Here is a 20,271-nt window from a genome sequence, read left to right on the forward strand (position 1 = left end):
TCCGCATACCGCAACAGCCGAATCGCCTGAAATTGATGTAAGTAGGTATAATTAAAGAAGTTGAATCTTTGCGTACGCCTCGAATTTCTCTGGCGTGTTCCCCGGCTGTGGCTTCGATACCACAGCCGCGTCGGCGGCGACTGTTGTCACTCTACCACATCGATAGAGTGGGATATTTCAACCTCCGCCGGGTTGCGCGGCCAGCTGCGCAAACAAGATGCAATAATGGAAGATAGATAGGAATTCCTGTACCCCGATTCCATCCACCGGTGAGTACAGACAGGTCGAGCGCGATTGGACAGCCAGATGTCGATTGTCTCCCAGCACTCTGACGGTCAGCCGATGGCCACGTCGCCCGTCGTGCGTGCGAGGCGGCGGGTGGTCGAGGTCGCGGCGCTGGCCGGCGGAGTCGCCGCGGTCATGCTGGTTCTGGAGTTCATCAAACAGTGGCTGCACCCAGACCTCACGGTATGGGAATCCCACCTCGTCACGGTTGTCTTCTCGAGCGTGGTCGCTGCGCTGGCCGGCTATGTTGTGCTGGGTTGGCGCGACGCACTGCACGACGAGGTGGTCGCCGAAGCCAACGCGCGCCGTCGCGTGGCCGAGGGCGTCGCTCGCGCCAACGCGCTCCTGGTGGCCACGCTCGAATCGAATCTGGACGGGGTCCTGGTGGCCGGCTTCGACGGCACGGTCCTGACATTCAACCGGCAGTTTCTCGTGATGTGGCTCATGGAGGAATCCATGATGCAAGGACCCGCGCGGGAGCTGATTCGGTACGCGAAGAGTCAGTTGAGCAATCCCGACGTGTTGTCGACGAGCGTGGAGCGGTTGCGGACCAACAGCGAGTCGGAATACACCAGCGTGCTGGAGTTCAAAGACGGTCGGACCGTGGAACTGTTCGGGGCGCCGCAGCGGATCGACGGGGTAGTTGTCGGGCGGATCTGGCGGTGCCGGGACGTCACGGCCCACAGGCGATCGGAGTACGACATTCGGATGCTCGCGCAGACGATCCGGTCAGTCGGCGAGTGCGTCGTCGTCACCGACATGGACAACCAGATCCTTTTCGCCAATCAGGCGTATTGCGACACCTTTGGGTTCGAAGAGGCGGAGTTGCAAGGTCGGTCAATCTCGATCGTACGGTCGCCCAAGACGCCCGAAGAGGTCGTTGGACAAATTCTGCCCGCAACGCTGCATGGCAAATGGAGTGGCGAGATCTGGAACCGGAAGAAGGACGGTACCGACTTCCCCGTCTACCTCTCGACCGCCATCGTGCGCGACGAGGCTGGCGCTCCGATTGCGCTTGTTGGCGTCTCGCGGGATCTCACGGAACAGAAGCGCACGGAGGAGGCGCTGGCTCGTGGGCGTGAATCCGAGCGCATCGTGACGCTGGCGGCGGGCATTGCGCACGAATTCAACAACCTGATGCAGGCGGTGCTCACCGGCACGGCATTTGCCCTCGAGGATCTGCCGCCAGAGAGCGGCGTGCGCGAGACGCTACAGGTCGTCTTGCGCGCCGGCGAGCGCGCGTCCAACCTGACGGCTCAGTTGCTCGCCTACGCCGGACGCGGCGTGTTCACAAGAGTCGAGTCCTTCGATCTGAATGCTGAGATTGGCGACCGGATTGAGTTCTTCAACGCCCTGATGCCGCCCGGGGCGACATTTGCGCTCGATCTGACTCCGGACGGCGCGCCCATCAAGGCGGACCGCCAACGCATCCGGCAGGTGCTGACCAGCCTGGTCACCAATGCGGCAGAAGCCATGGCCACCCATCCAGGACAGGCCCTGGTGCGCACGCGAATCGAAGACATCGCCGCGAGAAACCCGCGCCCGTGGATCGCCGGCGAGCGCCTCCCGCCTGGACGGTATGTGTGCGTGTCGGTGGAAGATCAGGGTGTGGGCATGGACGCCGCGACGATCACCCGCATCTTCGATCCGTTCTTTTCCACCAAGTTTCAAGGCCGGGGCATGGGCCTTCCCGCGGTGCTCGGTACAGCCCACGCGATGGGGGGGGCCGTCGCCGTCGAAAGTGTCCCGGGCGAGGGCACGTCGGTCACGGTGGTGTTTCCGCTCGACCCGACCCACTCGCAGATTCCGCTCCCCATCCAATCGTAGACGGTTCCCACTCTCACCACGGGCTGATTACTGTTGATCCGTCGGTCGCAATCCCGTAGGGTACGGGACGTGAACGGCGTGGAGTGGCTGATCGACGTCTCGGCGTGCGACGTGGCACCGCTGCAGGATCCGCGGGCGATGGTGAGCCTGTTCGAAACGATCGTGGAACAGGTGGGCCTGCGGCCGATCGGCCGCCCGGCGTGGCACCAGTTTCCGACGACCGGCGGCGTGACGGCCATCTGGATGCTGCAGGAATCGCACCTCACGATTCACACGTTTCCGGAGTTCGCCTCCGCGAGCCTGAATCTGTTCTGCTGCACCCCGCGCGCGTGCCCGGACTGGCTGTCGCTGCTGACGCCGGCGCTCGGGGCCTGTTCGGTGCGGGCGACCCAGTACGAGCGCGACTACGGCGCTGCGCCGGATCGGTCGCTCGCATCGGCCAAGTCGGATCGTGGCGTGATCCCGCGATGAGCCGCACCTTCACGTGTCCCACCTGCGGCGGCCCGAACACGTTCCAGTCGTCGATCTCGATTCTGGCGGTGTGCGCGTACTGCCGCTCGTCGATTCTCCGCAAGGATCTGGATGTGGAGAATCTCGGCCGCATGGCGGAACTCCAGGTCGACGGCTCGCCGTTCCAGCTGGGCGTCCAGGGCTGGTACGCATCGGTGCACTTTACGGCGGTCGGCCGTATCCAGCTCCGCTACGATCACGGCCTCTGGAACGAGTGGCACCTGCTGTTCGACGATGCGCGCAGCGGATGGCTGGGAGAAGCGCAGGGCACCTTGATGGTGTCGTTCGCGACGCCGGTGCAGGATTCCATCCCGGCGTTCGACGCGCTGAAGCCTGGTCAGCAGGTGGTGCTTGACGGGCGGGCGTTTCGCGTCACCGATGTCGAGCGCGGCGTCTGCGTGGCTGGCGAGGGCGAACTGCCGTTCGTGATTGGCGGCGGCTACGACGCGCCGGTCGCCGACCTCACTGGTGCCGGGGCGTCGTGTGCCACGCTCGACTACAGCGAGGATCCACCGATCGTGTTTCTCGGCACGTACGTGGCGTTTGATGATCTCCGGCTCTCCGGCTTGAGGCAGATCGATGGCTGGTAGCTCCCCGCGCACCCCCTCGCCGCTCGCGACGCCGCAGGCGCCGTTGGTCCGGGCGCTCCAGTGCCCGAAATGCGCCGGCCGGCTCGAGGTGCGTGGGCTGGGCCAGACCACCACGATCGCGTGCGGGTCGTGCGGGTCGGTGGTCGACATCTCGAGCGACGATCTCCGGGTGATCTCGACGTTCAACGCCACGCTCACCCGCCATCCGGTCATTCCACTGGGCACGCGCGGGACGCTGCGGGGAGATCCGTACGAGGTCATCGGCTTCATGTGCCGTGCGATCACGGTGGACGGAACCGACTACGAGTGGAGCGAGTATCTGCTCTTCAATCCCTACAAGGGCTTCCGCTGGCTCACCGAGTACAACGGCCACTGGAACGACGTGAAGACGACGACGGGGCAACCCGAAGACGACGGCGACAAGACCGTGAGGTACCTGGGCAGCGCGTTCAGGCGCTTCCAGAGCGCGGACGCCCGCGTCACCTACGTGCTCGGCGAGTTCTACTGGCGCGTGTCGGTGGGCGAGAGGGCGCGGGTATCCGACTACGTGATGCCTCCGCTCATGCTGAGCAAGGAGGAGACCGGAGAAGAGACGACGTGGTCGCTCGGCGAGTACGTCGAACCTGATGCGGTGGCGAAGGCGTTCGGCGTGACGACCTCGATGCCCAGCCGGATTGGCGTGTACGCCAATCAACCCTCGCCGCTTTCGGCAAAGGCGACGGTGCTCGGCAAGGCATTTGCCTGCCTGGTCGCGGCTGCGGTCATCGTCCAGATGGCCAGCTGCGCGCTGGCGCAGAATCGCAAGGTCTTCGAACAGTCGTACACATTCACACAGGAGGAGCGTGGAAAGGCGCTCGTGACCGAGCCCTTCGAGTTGACTGGCCATCGGTCCAACGTCATGGTCGAAACCACGGCCGATCTCAGCAATAAGTGGATCTACCTCAGCATGGCGCTCATCAACCTGGACAGCGGCCAGGCGTACGACTTCGGGCGTGAGGTCAGCTACTACAGCGGCGTCGAGGGCGGCGAGTCGTGGTCCGAAGGGGGACGGTCGGATCGGGCGATTCTGCCGAGTGTGCGGGCGGGTCAGTACTATCTTCGGATCGAGCCCGAGTCTGACGCGCCTCCGATCAACTACGCCGTCAAGGTCGTTCGTGACGTGCCGAGGCTCTGGTTCCTGCCTGTGGCGCTCGTCGCTCTCAGCATTTATCCGCTCCTGTTCTGGATTCGGAGCCGGTCGTTCGAAACGCAGCGGTGGGCGGAGAGCGATGACGCGCCGGTGTCGAGCGGCGGTTCGGACGATTCGGAATAGCCCGACCTGCCCATGAAGACCGGGAGCAGGTCGCCCTGCGGGCTTCGACTCAGGTCAGATGCTCGGCCTTCGCTCAGGGCTGGCGGATTGGAGTAGACAACGTGGGACGCATCTGGGCATTTCTGACGTATGGAGTGGTCGTGCTGGGGCTGTTGGGCTGGGCCAACTACACCGGGTGGAGCCTGACCAGCTACGACGAGGTCAAGAACGTGCCGAAGTCGATCCGCGACAACCCGGGCGCCTATCGCACGGTGTACCAGCGCTACTATCACAAGTAAACGGCGGTCACGCTTCCGTGAGGACAACCCCATGACTGGCATCACCCAACTTTCCGCGGTCGTCAACGCCGTGGTCTACGCCTTCCTCGGCATCATCGTGTTCGGGCTGTCGTTTATCGTCATCGATCGACTGACGCCCTACCATCTGTGGAAGGAGATCATCGAGGACCACAACGTGGCGCTGGCGATCGTGGTCGGCGCGATGTCGCTCGGCATCTGCGTCATCATCGCCGCGGCGATCCACGGGTAGTGACCTACGCCCTGCTGCTGTCGGTGTTCGCCATTGCGTCCTGCGGGCTCGTCTACGAGCTTGTGTCGGGGGCGCTTGCCAGTTACCTGCTGGGTGACTCGGTCACGCAGTTTTCCACGATCATCGGCATGTACCTGTTCGCGATGGGCGTCGGCTCGTACCTCTCGCGGTTCATCGGCCGCGGGCTCATCATGCGGTTCATCCAGATTGAGATTGCCGTGGGGCTGGTCGGCGGGTTCTCCGCGGCGTCGATGTTCCTGGCGTTCTCCTATCTCGGATCGCTCCGCCTCGTGCTGTTCGGGTTCGTTATCGCCGTCGGCATCCTGGTCGGACTCGAGATTCCGCTGCTGCTGCGGATTCTGAAGTCACGCATCCAGTTCCGGGATCTGGTGTCGCAGGTGCTGACGTTCGACTACCTCGGCGCGCTGGTGGCGTCGCTGTTGTTTCCCCTGCTGCTCGGCCCCAGGCTGGGGCTGGTGCGGACGTGCCTGCTGTTCGGGCTGCTGAATGCGGCGGTGGCGCTCGCCACCGCGTGGATGTTCCGCCGCGACCTGCCCGGCGTGCGGGCGTTGACCAGCCAGTCGATCGCCGCAGTCGTCGTGCTGGCTGCCGGCTTCGGATTCGCCGATCAGATCACGAGCTACGCCGAGCAGAATCTCTACGCCGACGAAATCATCCTGGCCAGGACCACTCCCTATCAGCGCATCATCGTCACACGCTGGCAGGACGACATCCGTCTGTTTCTCGGCGGGCACCTCCAGTTCAGCTCGAAGGACGAGTACCGATACCACGAAGCGCTCGTCCACCCGGGACTTCAGGCCGTGGCGCGCCCGACGCAGGTGCTCGTGCTGGGCGGGGGTGACGGGCTCGCGCTCCGGGAGATCATCAAACGGCCCGATGTCGGCGCGATCACGCTGGTCGATCTGGACGCCGAGGTCACCAGGTTGTTCACGTCCAACACGGCACTCCGGGCCTTGAACCAGAATGCCTTTGCCGACGCCCGCGTCAAGGTCGTCAACGCGGATGCCTTCATCTGGCTGCAATCGGATCCCGGGTTCTATAATTTCGTCGTGGTGGACTTCCCCGATCCCACCAACCACTCCATCGGCAAGCTCTACACGACCGCGTTCTATCGCCTGCTCGAGCGCCACCTGTCCAGCCAGGGCATCATCAGCGTGCAGGCGACGTCTCCGCTGTTCGCCAGGAAGTCCTACTGGTGCATTGCCAGGACCATCGAATCGGTCGGCCTGTCGGTCCTGCCGTATCACGTCTACGTCCCGTCGTTTGGCGAATGGGGCTTCGTGATGGCGTCGCGGCGGCCGTATCACCTGCCAGCGGCGATGCCGCCGGGGCTGCGATTCCTGACGCCAGACGTGCTGCGACAGCTGTTCCTGTTTCCACCGGACATGCAGCCAGTGGCGGTCGAATTGAACCGCCTCGACAATCAGATCCTGGTCCAGTATTACGACGCCGAGTGGCACCAGGTGACGCAGTAGATCATGAAGCGACGACAATTCCTGATCGGTTCGGCCGGCGTGGCGGCCTCCCTGGCCGTGTCGGGATGCTCGCGATCGTCGGGCCGCCGATTCAGCTTCGACGGGCGCATCGTCGGCGCGACCGAGGGCGTCGGACACCTGCTCAGGCAGGGCGGCCTGCCGGCGCCGAAGGCTGAGCGGCGTGTGCCGGTGGTCATCGTGGGCGGCGGCGTCTCGGGCCTGTCGGCCGGCTGGAAGCTCCGAAAGTCGGGATTCACCGACTTCGAGATTCTGGAACTGGAAGCCGACGCCGGCGGCAACGCGCGATCGGGGCGGAACGCGGTCAGCGCGTTCCCGTGGGGCGCCCACTACGTGCCGTTTCCCACCCGCGAATCGCGCGCCGTGCGCGAGTTGTTCCAGGAACTCGGCATCATCCAGGGCTACGACGCCGCTGGCAAACCCGTATACGAGGAGACGTTCGTCTGCGGCGCCCCCGAGGAGCGCCTGTACATCAACGGCAAGTGGCAGGACGGCCTCGTGCCCACGCTGGGGATCAGCCGCCGCGAACTCGATCAACTGGATCGATTCCAGGATCTGATCGCGGGCTATCGGGACCGGCGCGACGTGGCCGGCCGGCCGGCGTTCGCCATCCCGATGGAGATGAGTGCCCGCGATCCTGATCTGCTGGCACTCGATCGGATCTCGATGCGCGACTTCCTCCTTGGCCGGAAGCTCGACGGATCGGCGCTGCACTGGTACGTGGACTACTGCTGCCGCGACGACTACGGCAGTCACTCGAGTGACGTCTCCGCGTGGGCCGGCGTGCACTACTTCGCGAGCCGCGAGGGCGAGAGCGCGCGCGAGTCGGAGACCACCCTGCTCACCTGGCCGGAAGGCATCGGCTGGATCGTCACCCGCCTTGCACAGTCGCTGGATCGCCATGTGACGCGCGGCTCGCTCGTGTTCCGCATCACGCCCACCGGAACCGGGGTGACGGTCGACACGTACAACACCCGGGAACGCGTCACGACGAGGCTCGTCGCCGACGATGTGATCCTGGCGTGCCCGTCGTCATTTGCGAACTATATGGTCCCGACGCTCCCGGCGGAGGTTCGGCACGACCTGGGCCGGTTCGACTACGCACCCTGGCTGGTCGCCAACCTGACGCTCCGCGCATTTCCGACGGCTCGCGCTGGTGCGCCGATCGCGTGGGACAACGTCATCTACAAGAGCCCGACGCTCGGGTACGTCGTGGCAACGCACCAGAGCCTGCAGAGCCGTCCGCGAGAGACGGTGCTGACCTTCTACCATGCGCTGGCCGGCCGCCCGACCGCTGATGCACGGACGCGGCTGCTTTCGCGCGGATGGGAGGGGTGGGCCGATTTCATGCTCGAGGACCTGTCGCGCCCGCATCCCGAGATCGCGTCGCTCGTGACGAATCTCGACATGATGTTGTGGGGGCACGCGATGATCACGCCGCGGCCCGGGTTCGTATGGGGTCAGGCACGACAGCGGGTGGCCGCGCTGGAGGGGCCGCTTCACTTCGCGCACTCGGACGTCAGCGGGTTCTCGCTGTTCGAGGAAGCGCAGTACCGGGGCGTCGGCGCCGCCGAACGCGTCCTGCGGCGCCACCACGTCGCCCACACGTCGTCGATCTGAAAGCCGCGCGCCGCGTCCTATCCCGCCCTGCCGGCCAGGAAGGCCTTCAGCACGCGGCCGGTGTAGGACCGCTCGATGGCGGCGACCTCTTCGGGCGACCCTTCGGCAACAATGTGCCCTCCGGCCTCGCCCCCCTCGGGTCCCAGATCGATCAGATGGTCGGCCGTCTTGATCACGTCGAGGTTGTGCTCGATCACGACCACCGTGTTGCCCTGGTCCACCAGTTTGGTCACCACATCCAGCAGCTTCTTCACGTCGTCGAAGTGCAGGCCTGTGGTCGGTTCGTCGAGGATGTAGAGCGTGCGGCCCGTGCCGCGCCGCGAGAGCTCCTTCGACAGCTTCACGCGCTGGGCTTCGCCGCCGCTGAGCGTGGTCGCCGACTGGCCGAGCTTGATGTACCCGAGGCCGACGTCCTGCAGCGTGCGAAGCTTGCCGGCAATCGGAGGAAACGGCTCGAGCAGGGGCAGCGCCTGGTCCACCGTCAGATCGAGGATCTCGGCAATCGATCGTCCCCGGTACCTGATGTCGAGCGTCTCACGGTTGTAGCGGCGCCCCTTGCACTCTTCGCACGTCACGTAGACGTTCGGCAGGAAGTGCATCTCAATGGCCATGACGCCGTCACCCTGGCACGTCTCGCAGCGGCCGCCCTTGACGTTGAAGGAGAAGCGGCCGGGTTTGAAGCCGTGTGCCTTGGATTCCGGCAACCAGGCGAACAGCTCTCGGATGAACGTGAACAACCCGGTATAGGTGGCCGGGTTGGAGCGCGGCGTGCGGCCGATCGGCGACTGGTCGATCTCGATGACCTTGTCGATCAACTCGATCCCGTCGATGGCGTCGTGGGCCCCCGGTTCGTCTCTGGCGCGGTAGAGCGTGCGGGCCAGCGCTCGATAGAGGATGTCGTTGACGAGCGTGGACTTGCCCGACCCGGAGACACCCGTGACCGCGGTCAACATGCCGATCGGAATGCGCACGTCGATGCGCTTCAGGTTGTTGGCGCGGGCCCCGCGGACCACGAGGTCGCCGCGCAGGGGCAGGCGGCGGGAGCCAGGCACCGAGATGGCGCGTTCGCCGCGGAGGTACTGGCCGGTCAGCGAGCGGCGGTCTTCGGCGAGCAGCGCGCCGGGAGTGCCCTGAAAGATCACCTGCCCGCCATGTTCGCCAGCTCCCGGTCCCAGGTCGATCACGTAATCAGCGGCGCGGATGGTCTCTTCGTCGTGCTCGACGACGATCACGGTGTTGCCGAGATCGCGCAGCCGCTTGAGCGTGGTCAGCAGCTTGAGGTTGTCTCGCTGATGCAGGCCGCTGGAGGGTTCATCGAGCACGTACAGGGCGCCCCGGAGGTTGGCGCCGATCTGCGTCGCGAGCCTGATGCGCTGCCCCTCCCCTCCCGACAAGGTCGCCGCGCTGCGGCCCAGCGTCAGGTACCCGACGCCGACATCCACCAGGAATCTGAGGCGATCGACGATTTCGCGGCGGATGCGTCCGGCCACCAGTTCCTGCCGATCGGTCAGCGCGAGGTCGGTCATCACCGCGAGCGCGTCGGCGACCGGCAGATTGACGTAGTCCGAAATGGTGCGGCCCCCGACCCGAACGGCCCGGCTCTCCGGCCGAAGGCGTTCGCCGCGGCAGCCCCCGCAGGGACGCAGGGCGCGGTACGGCTCCATCTCGGCCTGATCGACCCAGGTGGCGTTCTCGTAGCGCCTGCGGAGGTTCGGGATGATGCCTTCGAAACCCTTGCCATAGGGATCGCGCTCGCGGGCCGCAGCCGACATGGGCTTCGCAGCCCTTCTGGCGCCGTTGGCTGACACGGTGCCGCCGTTGGCGGGGCCCGCCCGTCCGGCTGCCGACGGGCCGTACAGCAGCAGATCGCGCGACTTGCGCGGCAGGCGGCCGAACGGCACCGAGGGGTCGATGTCGAAGTTCCGGGCCAGCGCGGTAATGGCCTCGGCGACCAGGCGAGCGTCGCCGCGCGCCCAGGGGGCAATGGCGCCTTGAGCGAGCGACAGCGCTGGATCCGGCACAATCCGGTCGGGATCAAAATCCCACAGCGCGCCGAGCCCCTGACAGTCGGGGCATCCGCCGTGCGGCGAGTTGAAGGAGAACGCGCGGGGCGAGAGCTCCGGAATGCTGATCCCGCAGACGACGCAGGCGAGCGTGCGGGAGAAGAGCCGATCGCCCTGGTCGAGCGAGTTGATGACGACGACATCACCGGCCAGGCCGAGCGCCATCTCCACCGATTCGAGGAGGCGCCGCTCGATGCCCGGCCGCACGATCAGTCGATCGACGACGATGTCGATGGAGTGGTTACGGCGCCGATCGAGCGGAATGTCGTCCTCGAGCGCCTTGAGCACGCCATCGACGCGTGCCTTGAGAAAGCCCCGCTGGCGCCATCCGGCCAGTTCCTTCTTGAACTCGCCCTTGCGCCCGCGCACAACCGGAGCCAGCACGCTGATCCGCGTCTCGTGGGGATAGGCCATCACCAGGGCGCCGATCTGGTCGACCGTCTGGGAGGCGATTTCCCTGTCGCACACCGGGCAATGGGCGACGCCGGTATTGGCGAAGAGCAGGCGGAGGTAGTCGTAGATCTCGGTGACCGTGCCCACCGTAGAACGGGGATTCGAACCGGTGGTCTGCTGCTCGATCGAGAGCGCGGGCGAGAGGCCGCTGATCGAATCGACGTCCGGCTTCTCCATCTGTTCGAGAAACTGGCGGGCGTAGGCCGAGAGCGACTCGACGTAGCGGCGCTGCCCCTCCGCATACAGGGTGTCGAACGCCAGTGAGGATTTTCCGGACCCGGACAGACCCGTGATGACCACGAGTTGATGCCGCGGGATGTCCACATCGATGTTCTTGAGGTTGTGGACACGCGCGCCGCGAACCGAAATCCAGCGCTGGGTCATAGGATGTACAGCTCGGGGTTCGGAATGCATCACTAGCCAGCAGCCTCTCTGTATGGCTCCCGAGCGATCGTACAATCAAATATTCTAGCATGCGCACCTGTATAATCGAGGCACCCTGGGAGGATCCGCATGAGCCGGCACGTCGGCCGCAATGTCGCGCGAAAGGACGGCGCGGCCAAGACTGGAGGCACGGCCCGCTACGTTGACGACCTCACGTGGCCCGGGCTCCTCCATGGCCGCACCATTCGATCCTCCATCCCGTGCGGCGAGATCACAGGCATCAGATTCGATTTCGACCGATCAGGGTTCACCGTCGTTGACGCGGGCGATATCCCCGGGCGCAACGTGGTGTCGCTGATCACCGACGATCAACCATGCCTGGCGAACCGGGTGATCCACCATGCCGCGGAACCGATTCTGCTGGTCGCGCACGAAGATCCCGAACGCCTTCTCGGCGCACGCGTCGAGATCAACTACCGCGCTGCGACACCGGTCTTCGACGCCGACAGATCCCAACGGGTCTTCAAGCACGTGCGAATCGAGAAGGGGTCGCTCGACGAAGGGTTCGCACGTGCCGATGTGGTCGTTGAGGGCGAGTACCGGACGGGTCACCAGGAGCACCTGTATCTCGAGCCCAACGGCATGATCGCCGTGCCTGGTGACGGAGGGGTGACCCTGTACGGATCGCTGCAGTGCCCGTACTACGTGCACAAGGCGCTCTGCACGCTGCTCGCGCTGCCGGCCGACAAGGTGCGCGTGGTGCAAGCCGAAACCGGCGGCGGTTTCGGCGGCAAGGAAGACTATCCGTCGATCATCGCGGGCCATGCCGCCCTCCTCGCGCTCGCGTCGGGCCGGCCGGTCAAAATGGTCTACGACCGCGTCGAGGACATGATGGCCACCACCAAGCGCCACCCGTCGATCGTTCGACACCGGACCGGCGTGATGCGCGACGGACGGCTCGTGGCGATGGACATCTCGGTGGTGATGGACGGCGGAGCGTACTGCACGTTGAGCCCGGTGGTGCTCTCGCGCGGATGCATCCACGCCACCGGCCCATACCGATGCGAACACGTGCGCGTCGACGGGCGTGTGGTGATGACCAACACGCCGCCCAACGGCGCCTTCCGCGGATTCGGCGCGCCCCAGACGCTGTTCGCCGCGGAGGTCCACATGGAGCGCATCGCGGAGGCGCTTGGAATGGACCCGGTCCGGCTCCGCGAGAAGAATGCGTTCATACCGGGCGATGTGACAGCCACGGGGCAGACGCTCGGCCCGGATACGGCCGCGCTCGACGTGCTGCGCGCAACGGTCGCGCGTGCTGACTTCCACAAGAAGCGCCGGGCGTTTCGCGGCACCAACCGTGGCATCGGTCTGTCGCTGTTCTTTCATGGCGCGGGCTTCACGGGCAGCGGCGAGGTGTACCTCGCATCGAAGGCCTCTCTGGAGCTCACGACCAGCGGCGTGCGCGTTCTGGTGGCCAGCACCGAGATCGGCCAGGGCCAGCGCACCGTGCACGCCCAGATCGTGGCCGACGCGCTCGGCATCCCGATCGACCACGTCGAAGTCGAAGCCGCCGACACGCTGTTCGTGCCGAACAGCGGACCAACCGTCGCCTCCCGCACAACCATGGTGGTCGGCGGATTGCTGCAGCGATGTGCCGGGGAGATGCGAGAGCGCCTGGGGTCGCTCTCGCCAGCCGAGTACCGGCGCAAGCACGGCCCGCTCGTCATCACCAGGCAGTATGAGCCGCCTCCGGGGCTCGTCTGGGATGACGAGACCTATCGCGGCTCCGCATACGGGACGTTCGGCTGGGGCTGCGATATCGTCGAGGTCGAACTCGATCCAGTGACCTTCGAAGTGCGGCCAACGCGAGTGGCCACGGCGCAGGAGGTCGGCAAGGCTATCTACCCCCTGGGCGTCAGGGGTCAGATCGAAGGCGGCACGGTGCAGGGCCTGGGCTATGCGTTGCTCGAGGACGTCGTCATGCGCGACGGCGCGATGGCCAATGCGCAGCTGACCAACTACATTATCCCGACGACGCTCGATACGCCGCCGATGGATGTCCTCGTCCTGGAGCGGGGGTATGCTCATGGGCCGTACGGCGCGAAAGGCATCGGTGAAATGCCGTTTGACGGCGTCGCGCCGGCCGTCGTCAACGCGATTCGCAGCCTCGGCATCGACATCCGCGCGGTGCCGGCCACTCCTGAACGGATTTCTGAGGCAGTGACGGAACGACGCCGGACACGGCCCGACGGTGGTCGTAGGGGCGCGATTCATCGCGCCCGAAAACGAGACGGAGCGTCACGCTGAAACCTATCACTTTCGTATTGAACGGCAAGCGGACATCGGTCCGCGCGCACCCGATGAAGCGCCTGCTGGACGTGCTGCGGGAGGATTGTCACCTGACCGGCACGAAGGAAGGGTGTGGCGAGGGCGAGTGCGGGGCCTGCACGGTCATCGTCAACGGCCGCGCGGTCAACGCGTGCCTCGTGCCGATCGCGCAGGTTCGCGACGCGAAGGTGACAACGATTGAGGGGCTCAAGGGCCGCCATCCCCTGCAGCGCGCGTTCGCGGAACAGGGCGGCACGCAATGCGGCATCTGCACGCCAGGAATGGTGATGGCGGCGATCGCGCTGGGGCCTAGTCCGACGCTCAAGGAAGTCCGAGTCGGGCTGGCTGGCAATCTCTGCCGATGTACTGGTTACATCGGGATATATAGAGCGATCAGATCTGCGGGAGGACGGCTTCCGGAGCGGCCCCTCGAACCAAGAGCAGAGAGGCGGGAACAGGATAACGCAAGACGTAAGATGCAGGGAGTTGGGAGCAGGAAGCAGAAATGAGCGCGTAGGAGCACGGCATGCCGTGCCCGGATATCAGAAGGACAAGAGACGGTACGAAGAAGAACGACATGCGGACCGCGATCACCCCACTCCACTTTCGTCACCCGCGGTCGTTGCGCGACGCGCTGCGGCTGCTGCGCGCTGAAGGGCCGCTGGTCCCACTGGCCGGGTGCACGGATGTCTATGTCGGCCTGAATTTCGGATCGCTGGCCGACACGCGCTTCCTGAACATCTGGCACCTGGATGAGTTGCGCGGCATCGAGCGGCGCAAGGGTGTGCTGCGCATCGGGGCACTGACGACGTACACCGAGATCATCGCGTCGCCCGTCGTCGGTCGGCATCTCCCGATGATCGTCTCGGCCGCACGCGAAATCGGAGCGGTTCAGATTCAGAACCGCGGCACCATCGGCGGCAATATCAGCAACGGTTCGCCCGCGGGAGATACGCTGCCTGTGCTGGCCGCCTCGGATGCGCTGGTGGAACTGCAGAGCCTCGACCGGGTCCGCACGGTGCCGTTCGCCGCGTTCTACACCGGCTACCGCAAGAACGTGATGCAGCCAGACGAACTCATCACGGCCGTCGAAATCCCGGCGGTCGACGGCGTGCAGTACTTTCGGAAAGTGGGAACGCGGGCGGCGCAATCGATCTCGAAGGTCGTGATGGCCGGCGTCCGCGCGGCCCAGCCACGCATCAGTTTCGGCAGCGTCGCACCTACCGTCATCCGCGTCCCGCGGACCGAAGCGGCGCTCGCGTCCGGCGCCTCGATGCGCGACGCCCAGCGCATCCTGCAGACCGAGATCGCGCCGATTGACGATCTCCGCTCGACGGCGGCCTACCGTCGTCTGGTTGCCGCGAACCTGCTGGCCGACTTCTGGGTTACGACGGCCTGATCTGTGCCCCCGGGCGATCCGTCACCCCGGCGAAAGCCGGGGTCCCCAACGCGGCAGCCGCGTTGGGGTGGCAACCGGGGTCCAGCCGTGGATCGGCCCCTACCTCCCCTGCGCGGCCAGTTTCTCGCGGGCCTTCGCGACGTCGCGGTGAAACACGAACAGCGTGTCGGCGTTCTCCGACTTGTCCGTGAAGTTCCAGGTCTTGCCGCCGCGCTGCTTCACCTTGAGTTCCTTCTTCAGGTAATCGATTTCGAACACCTCGAGATCGCGCAACGGAAATGCGAAGGCGTCCTTCTTGTTCTCGGTCTGGTAGCTGATGCCGGCCGGCGTGGCGATCAATGTCCCCGCGCACGACCCGATGCCGTGTTTGTGGATGGCGGCCAACTGGACGTTGAGGCGCACCTCGCGGAACTTCAACGCGATCGTGGTCTCGCCGGCCCCATCTATTTCGATGCCCTGCACCAGGCCGTCCTCGCCTGATGCCGACGCATTGAGCTGGTGGACACCGGCCGTCACCTCAGTCGAGCGGAGCGGCGTGGTTCCGAGGTACTTGCGATCGACGAAGACCGACGCGCCCGGCACATCGCTCTCGACGACCAGCACCGGACCAATCCGCGCCGACGGCGCGGGCGCCGCAACCACGGGCTTCGCCCTGTTCGGTGCCGGCCTGGGCGCGGCCTTCGACTCTCCGATCGCCGGGTCTGTTTCGACCGCCTTCGGGATCGACCGGGGGGCCGGTCCACTCCGTAATGACAGCGCGGCCCCGTTCGGCGCGGGCTTCACCGGCATCATCATTGTCACGCCGAAGTACGCCGCCACCAGCAGTGCGACGGCTCCCGCCCCGAGCGCCAGCACGCGGCCCATGCCACCCCGTCCGGATTCCTGCTCGTGGTCAAACACCGGCATGCGCCGACTCCTCCTGCATCCAAGTATAGGATGGCAGGCTGCGCCGTGGCACACGCTACTTCAGTTTGAAGGTCACGGTCACCGTCATGATGACGGCCACAGGCACCCCATTGAACAATGTCGGGGTGTAGATCCACTGCAAGACGGCGTCGAGCGCGGCGCGATCGAGCATCGGGATCGATCTCAGGATGCGAGCATCGCTTACCCGGCCATCCGGTCCAATGACCGCCTCAACAATCACCGTGCCGCCGACCTTGGCGACCGTGGCAAAATACGGGTAGATCGGCAGCGCGTCCTTGATCTTGGTCGGCGGCGTGACGCCGCTCCACAGGCGCATGGGCCCGGTTGGGGCGGCTGGCACCGGAGGTGAGGGCGGCCCATTCAGTCCACTGACGATCGGGCCGGCACCGCCTCCCGGCAAACCACCCTCGACACCGGACGCGATGACCGGTCCCGGATCGTGCTCGATGCCGGAATCCGGCTTGATCCCCGCGGGGGCGTCCACGGGGGCGGCCTCAGCATGAGCGGCTGGCACGGTGGGGGCCGCCGCTGCGGCGTGCGCCGGTTGCGGCGCGAGCGGCGTCGCGGGCGGAAGCGCTGGCGGAGGTGCCGGGGCGACAAACGCCAGCATCACGGGCATGGCCGGCAGCAGGTCCGAGCCCACCATCGACATCGTGATGACGACCGCGACGAGCACGGCGTGGACGCCCATCGAAATCGGCATCGTGCGCGACTTCCGGCTGCGGATGGCCACAGGGGCGCTGACGAAATCCTCGAACAGCTCGTGTGACATACGACCTCCCGGGGATGCATGAAGCACTCCGTCAGGCAGCCGGCTCTGGCCAGAGGTCGTCGCCTGCTTGCTTAGACTCCGGGCGAGGCATTAAGGGTCCGGCGGGAGCCGAGGTGCTTCGGGAGGGTCCTATCGGCGGATGAAAACGACGGCCAGCGCCAACAATACGACGAGCACGACCATGACGGCCACGATCGGGGCGTTCATGATCGCGTCCGGCCCCGATCGGGCTCCTGGGGATCAGTGCGCATCATCGTCAACCACGTGCTGCGTGGGGTCAGACCCCACGGGGCAGCAAGATCCAGTCTGATGGAGAATGTTGCGTTTCGGATCTGACCCCACCACATCTCCCCTCATGACGCCCTGTTGGACGACCGCAGCACGCTGTGGCGCACGCCGTACGCGAAGTAGATCACCAATCCGATCGCCAGCCACACGAAGAACCGCACCCACGTGACCAGGGGCAGCTGGAACATCAAGTACGTGCACATCACCACCGCCATCAGTGGCACAAACGGCACAAACGGCGTCCGGAATGGCCTGTGCCGATCCGGATTCGTGCGCCGCAGGATGATGATGCCGATGGCCACCAGCACAAACGCGAACAGCGTGCCGATGTTGGTGAGCTCCACGACTTCGTTGATGTTCATGAAGCTGGCAAACGTCGCCACGACCAGCCCGGTGATCATCGTGGTGATGTGCGGCGTACGGTACTTCGGGTGAATCTTGGCCGCCCACGCAGGAAGCAGACCGTCACGCGCCATCGAGAAGAAGATGCGCGGCTGCCCGAGCTGAAACACGACGAGCACGCTGGTGGTCGCGAACACGGCGCCCAGCGAGATGATGCCGGCGGCCCACGTCATCCCGAGTGACGAGAAGGCCGTGGCGAGCGGCTCGGCCGTGCCGAGCTGATCCCACTTGAGCAATCCGGTCAGCACCAGCGCCACCAGGATGTAGATGACCGTGCAGATCACCAGACTGGCGATCATCGCAATCGGCATGTCGCGCTGCGGGTTCCTTGCCTCTTCGGAGGCGGTCGACACGGCGTCGAACCCGATATAGGCGAAGAAGATGATGGCGGCCGCGCTCGAGATGCCCTTGAACCCGTTCGGCGCAAACGGGGTCCAGTGCTCTGGCTTCACGTAGAAGGCGCCGACGATGATGAAGAACGCGATGATGAGCAGCTTGAGACCGACCATCGCCGAATTCAGCCACGCGCTCTCACTGATGCCCCTCACGAGCACCCACGTGATGAACGCGACGATCAGAAACGCCGGAAGATCGAGAATGATTGGCACGCCCGCGATTCGCGGCGCCGCGTTGAACGCGTCGGCCGCCCGCATCACGACGGGACCAAGCGCCCCGACGTCGCCGTGTGCGGCCACGGTCGCCGCCAACTGCGTGGCCGCCTGGCCGGCTGATCGGAAATCCGTGCCCAGCCATCGCGGCCAGTCCATGCCCAGACCGCGAAGCAGTTCCTGGAAGTAGCCGGACCACGATACCGCGACCGCCACGTTCCCGACGGCGTACTCGAGGATCAGATCCCAGCCAATCACCCAGGCGATCAGTTCACCGAGCGTGGCATACGCGTAGGTGTAGGCGGACCCCGACACGGGCACCATCGCCGCGAACTCGCAGTAGCAAAGCGCCGCGAAGCCGCACGCGACGGCCGTCAGCACGAAGGAAAGAACGACGGCCGGGCCCGCGCCCAGATGCTGCGCTCCTCCTGCGGCGGCTGATCCGACCGACGAGAAGATGCCGGCCCCGATGATGGCGCCGATCCCCAGTGCGGTCAGTTGGACCGGCCCAAGCGTTCGCTTGAGTTGGCGCGTGGGATCTTCGGTATCTCGAGTCAGACGATCCAGGGACTTGACGGCGGTGAGTTGTTTGAAGGACATAGGGGAAGAGGTAGTCAGTAGTCAGTAGTCGGTAGTCATGTAGTCTAGACGGGATTCGGGATTCGGGATTCAGGATTCGCCAGAGAAACCCGTAGGGGTGCGATTCATCGCGCCCGATTCCCCGGGCCTCATGCCCGGGGGATCCAGGGCCGCACCGGCGCGTTCAGCCTGTAGACCGTGTCACCGGACGCCACCACCAACCCGCCGCGCGGGTCAAAGGCCACGCCGACCAGCGACGATGCCGCCATCCTGAGTTCACGTGGACGGCCCTCGCGAACCAGGTACAGGCCCGCGCCGCCAGCCACGGCTTCCGTCACCCACAGTTGGCCTTCCGCATCACAGGCCAGACCCTGGGGACGCCCGAACTCGGTGGACACGACCTTCACCTCGCCCAACCGGCTGATCCGGTAGACGCGGTCACACGGGTCAAGCGTTGGCGCCGCAACAAACAAGTCGTCCTCTGGCCCGATGGCGAGATGGTACGCCACGATACTGGGCGGAAGCGTCACAAACGGCACCACTCTACCAGTCTGTCCAATCCGGAAGATCGTGCCGCCGCGGTCGCCGACAAACAGCGTCCCGTCCGATCCGAAGGCGATCCCGCATGCGACGCCAAGTTCGCTGGCGACCACCTCGAGCGTGTCGTCGGGCATGACGCGGTAGACCGTGCCATCGAAGCGGCTGGAGATGTGCAGCGTTCCACGGGCGTCAAAGGCCATGGACGTGGCGTTGACGATGCCGCTGAGGTACGGCTCCTGGACACCGCCGGTGCCGACGCGGACGACCGACACCGGGACTTCCTGACCGCGCCGCCCGCTGCACGTCGCGTACAGCGTGCCAGAGGAAGCGATCGCGGGATTGTCGACCTGATGAATCTCTTTCGCGACGACTGTCCCAATCTCGAGTTCCGCGTGGCCGGCCGCTCCGTCGACGGTCACAACGGCGCGGCCTCCTGGTGCGCGATCCGGGACGATCACGCCGAGCCGACTGGACCCCGCGACCACGACGTGCGCATCGAGTCCGGCCACATGGACGGCCGGCAGGCGCTCACCGGACACAGGAAAGACCTTCCCGCGAACGGTTATCCGCGCACCGGGCACAGCCCAGACAGGCTCGACCGACGTCACGCAGCAGTCGGGAATCTCAGACACGGGGGGCAGGATCGCTCACGGGCGAGGCCGTCCGGGCGTGCAGGCGACGACAAATGTCCATGTTCACCGCACCCACCTAGTCGTCCTCGAGTTCAACGTTCCAATACAGGTAGTCGCGCCAGCTTTCTGGCGCCTGGCGGATCCCGATGGTAATTCGCAGTGCGGGTACCGACTCAGGCCGTTTGGGCGACCGGACCAGGTGCATCCGGGCCTCGGCCGGGGTGCGCCCGCCCTTCCGCCGGTTGCACGACACGCAGCAGGTGACGATGTTCTCCCAGGCCTTTCGGCCGCCGTGGGACACCGGCACCACGTGGTCGAACGTCAGTTCGCTGGTGGACATCCGGTGGCCGCAGTACTGGCACGTGTGCTCATCGCGGGCGTAGATATTCGCCCGCGAAAACGGCACGTAATCGAAACGGTGCTTGATCCTGACGTAGCGCAGCAGCCGGATGACCGATGGAAGACGGAACGTGATCGAGACGCTGTGAATCTCGCGGTCATAGACCGAGATCACCTCAACCTTGCCCTGACACCACAGCGTCATGGCTTTGCGCCAATGAACCACCTTCAATGGCTCGTACGAAGCGTTGAGGAGGAGCGTCTGCTCCATGAGGGCATTGTGCAGAACGGCGACGGTGAGTGTCAAGGCGTCCAACGGCGTCCGACAGGCGCCATAGGCGGCCGCAACGCGCCGTCCCGCGCCTCCC

The 20,271-nt window shown here is 65.6% G+C and carries 17 protein-coding genes; 11 read left to right on the forward strand and 6 right to left on the reverse strand.

Going from position 1 to position 20,271, the window contains the following annotated elements; all coding sequences use genetic code 11:
• Window positions 1–306: 306 nt before the first annotated feature.
• The 8 genes from NTV05_18105 (at window position 307) to NTV05_18140 (ending at window position 8,186) form a co-directional block, all read left to right on the forward strand.
• Window positions 307–2,112 carry a PAS domain S-box protein gene (locus tag NTV05_18105; protein ID MCX6546309.1) on the forward strand — a complete coding sequence of 602 codons (1,806 nt, stop codon included), beginning with the start codon at window positions 307–309 and terminating at the stop codon, window positions 2,110–2,112.
• Window positions 2,113–2,181: 69 nt separating this feature from the next.
• Window positions 2,182–2,583: an S-adenosylmethionine decarboxylase gene (locus NTV05_18110; protein ID MCX6546310.1), complete on the forward strand. Its 402-nt coding sequence runs from the start codon at window positions 2,182–2,184 to the stop codon at window positions 2,581–2,583.
• Window positions 2,580–3,212: a DUF4178 domain-containing protein gene (locus NTV05_18115; protein ID MCX6546311.1), complete on the forward strand. Its 633-nt coding sequence runs from the start codon at window positions 2,580–2,582 to the stop codon at window positions 3,210–3,212. The genes NTV05_18110 and NTV05_18115 overlap by 4 nt, the downstream gene beginning before the upstream one ends.
• Window positions 3,202–4,524, forward strand: coding sequence for a DUF4178 domain-containing protein (locus tag NTV05_18120; protein MCX6546312.1), 1,323 nt, complete (start codon window positions 3,202–3,204; stop codon window positions 4,522–4,524). Before NTV05_18115 ends, NTV05_18120 begins: the two co-directional genes overlap by 11 nt.
• Window positions 4,525–4,625: 101 nt before the next feature.
• On the forward strand, window positions 4,626–4,802 hold the full coding sequence (locus NTV05_18125) for a hypothetical protein (GenBank protein MCX6546313.1): 177 nt from the start codon (window positions 4,626–4,628) through the stop codon (window positions 4,800–4,802).
• A 31-nt stretch (window positions 4,803–4,833) separates the two neighbouring features.
• Window positions 4,834–5,052 carry a DUF350 domain-containing protein gene (locus tag NTV05_18130; protein ID MCX6546314.1) on the forward strand — a complete coding sequence of 73 codons (219 nt, stop codon included), beginning with the start codon at window positions 4,834–4,836 and terminating at the stop codon, window positions 5,050–5,052.
• Complete coding sequence (locus NTV05_18135) at window positions 5,052–6,548, forward strand: polyamine aminopropyltransferase (GenBank protein MCX6546315.1); 1,497 nt, start codon at window positions 5,052–5,054, stop codon at window positions 6,546–6,548. The genes NTV05_18130 and NTV05_18135 overlap by 1 nt, the downstream gene beginning before the upstream one ends.
• A gap of 3 nt (window positions 6,549–6,551) precedes the next feature.
• On the forward strand, window positions 6,552–8,186 hold the full coding sequence (locus NTV05_18140) for an NAD(P)-binding protein (protein MCX6546316.1): 1,635 nt from the start codon (window positions 6,552–6,554) through the stop codon (window positions 8,184–8,186).
• 17 nt (window positions 8,187–8,203) lie between these two features.
• On the opposite strand, the gene uvrA is transcribed toward NTV05_18140, so the two are convergent.
• On the reverse strand, window positions 8,204–11,086 hold the full coding sequence (gene uvrA / locus NTV05_18145; protein MCX6546317.1) for an excinuclease ABC subunit UvrA: 2,883 nt from the start codon (window positions 11,084–11,086) through the stop codon (window positions 8,204–8,206).
• 129 nt (window positions 11,087–11,215) lie between these two features.
• Between uvrA and NTV05_18150 the strand changes: the two genes are divergently transcribed.
• From NTV05_18150 to NTV05_18160, 3 genes are all read left to right on the forward strand, one after another.
• Window positions 11,216–13,396 carry a xanthine dehydrogenase family protein molybdopterin-binding subunit gene (locus NTV05_18150; GenBank protein ID MCX6546318.1) on the forward strand — a complete coding sequence of 727 codons (2,181 nt, stop codon included), beginning with the start codon at window positions 11,216–11,218 and terminating at the stop codon, window positions 13,394–13,396.
• 17 nt (window positions 13,397–13,413) lie between these two features.
• Complete coding sequence (locus tag NTV05_18155) at window positions 13,414–13,926, forward strand: (2Fe-2S)-binding protein (protein ID MCX6546319.1); 513 nt, start codon at window positions 13,414–13,416, stop codon at window positions 13,924–13,926.
• 68 nt (window positions 13,927–13,994) lie between these two features.
• A complete protein-coding gene (locus NTV05_18160; GenBank protein MCX6546320.1) occupies window positions 13,995–14,816 on the forward strand; it encodes an FAD binding domain-containing protein in 822 nt (273 codons plus the stop codon).
• A 99-nt stretch (window positions 14,817–14,915) separates the two neighbouring features.
• Here the strand turns inward: NTV05_18160 and NTV05_18165 are convergent, their stop codons facing one another.
• From NTV05_18165 to NTV05_18185, 5 genes are all read right to left on the reverse strand, one after another.
• Entirely contained in the window at window positions 14,916–15,722 is an 807-nt protein-coding gene (locus NTV05_18165) for a PEGA domain-containing protein (protein MCX6546321.1), read from the reverse strand.
• Between the two features lie 55 nt (window positions 15,723–15,777).
• Window positions 15,778–16,515, reverse strand: coding sequence for an energy transducer TonB (locus tag NTV05_18170; GenBank protein ID MCX6546322.1), 738 nt, complete (start codon window positions 16,513–16,515; stop codon window positions 15,778–15,780).
• Between the two features lie 353 nt (window positions 16,516–16,868).
• Complete coding sequence (locus tag NTV05_18175) at window positions 16,869–18,413, reverse strand: amino acid permease (GenBank protein MCX6546323.1); 1,545 nt, start codon at window positions 18,411–18,413, stop codon at window positions 16,869–16,871.
• 128 nt (window positions 18,414–18,541) lie between these two features.
• Window positions 18,542–19,471: a gluconolaconase gene (locus NTV05_18180; protein MCX6546324.1), complete on the reverse strand. Its 930-nt coding sequence runs from the start codon at window positions 19,469–19,471 to the stop codon at window positions 18,542–18,544.
• A gap of 169 nt (window positions 19,472–19,640) precedes the next feature.
• Window positions 19,641–20,174 (reverse strand): HNH endonuclease, encoded by a 534-nt coding sequence (locus NTV05_18185; GenBank protein MCX6546325.1) that lies wholly within the window; start codon window positions 20,172–20,174, stop codon window positions 19,641–19,643.
• Window positions 20,175–20,271 lie beyond the last annotated feature (97 nt).

This window comes from Acidobacteriota bacterium (genome assembly GCA_026393755.1).
In the GTDB taxonomy this organism is placed as follows: Bacteria; Acidobacteriota; Vicinamibacteria; order Vicinamibacterales; family JAKQTR01; genus JBAXOX01.